Origin of the sequence: Streptomyces alkaliphilus (assembly GCF_014141535.1) — a bacterium.
In the GTDB taxonomy this organism is placed as follows: domain Bacteria; phylum Actinomycetota; class Actinomycetes; order Streptomycetales; family Streptomycetaceae; genus Streptomyces; species Streptomyces alkaliphilus.
Genome location: NZ_VKHT01001299.1, coordinates 1 through 1,149 on the forward strand (window position 1 = coordinate 1; position 1,149 = coordinate 1,149).

The 1,149-nt window shown below is 70.8% G+C and carries 1 protein-coding gene; it reads left to right on the top strand.

Annotated features, from left to right (window positions below; translation table 11 throughout):
• The first annotated feature begins 145 nt into the window (after positions 1-145).
• Positions 146-1,090: a lipoyl synthase gene (lipA, locus tag FNQ90_RS24095; RefSeq protein WP_143619938.1), complete on the top strand. Its 945-nt coding sequence runs from the start codon at positions 146-148 to the stop codon at positions 1,088-1,090.
• Positions 1,091-1,149 lie beyond the last annotated feature (59 nt).

The following is a 1,149-nucleotide window of genomic DNA, read 5'->3' on the forward strand; positions in this document are numbered from 1 at the left end:
GCCCGGCGCCGGGAACGTCCCCGCCCGCCGTGTCCGGGGGAGTGACCTCCCCCGGACACCCGTGGGCGGGGACCCGCTCCGGACCCCGGAAGTCAAGGCGTACCCTGGGGTGTGCCGAGGAATCGAAAGTCGTAGGGAGTCGGACGTGTCCGCTGTCGCACCCGACGGTCGCAAACTGCTCCGGCTGGAGGTCCGCAACAGCGAGACCCCCATCGAGCGGAAGCCCGAGTGGATCAAAACCCGGGCGAGGATGGGCCCCGAGTACCGCGAGCTGCAGGGCCTGGTGAAGCGGGAGGGCCTGCACACCGTCTGTCAGGAAGCGGGCTGTCCCAACATCTTCGAGTGCTGGGAGGACCGCGAGGCGACCTTCCTCATCGGCGGCGAGCAGTGCACCCGACGGTGCGACTTCTGTCAGATCGACACCGGTAAGCCCGCCGAGTTCGACCGGGACGAACCGCGCCGGGTCGCCGAGTCGGTACGGCAGATGGAACTGCGGTACGCGACGATCACCGGTGTCGCCCGGGACGACCTGCCCGACGGCGGCGCCTGGCTGTACGCGGAGACCGTCCGCCGGATCCACGACCTGATGCCGGACACCGGCGTGGAACTGCTGATCCCGGACTTCAACGCCGTGCCCGAGCAGCTGGCCGAGGTCTTCTCCTCCCGGCCCGAGGTACTGGCGCACAACGTGGAGACGGTGCCCCGCATCTTCAAGCGGATCCGCCCCGCCTTCCGCTACGAGCGCTCCCTCGAGGTGATCCGCCGGGCCCGTGAGGACGACCTGGTCACCAAGTCCAATCTGATCCTGGGCCTGGGCGAGACCCGCGAGGAGGTCTCGGAGGCCCTGCGCGACCTGCACTCGGCGGGCTGCGAGCTGATCACCATCACCCAGTACCTGCGCCCCACCCCCCGGCACCACCCCGTGGAGCGGTGGGTGAAGCCGGAGGAGTTCGTCGAGTTGCAGGCGGAGGCCGAGGAGATCGGTTTCGCCGGCGTGATGTCGGGGCCGCTGGTGCGCTCCTCGTACCGGGCCGGTCGCCTGTACAAGCAGGCCGTGGAGAGGCGCGGCGCGGCCTCCCCGGCCGCCTGAACCCTCCACCCGCGGCGGGAAAGGCGCTCCCCGCCCGCGACCGACACAACCCCCGGCAC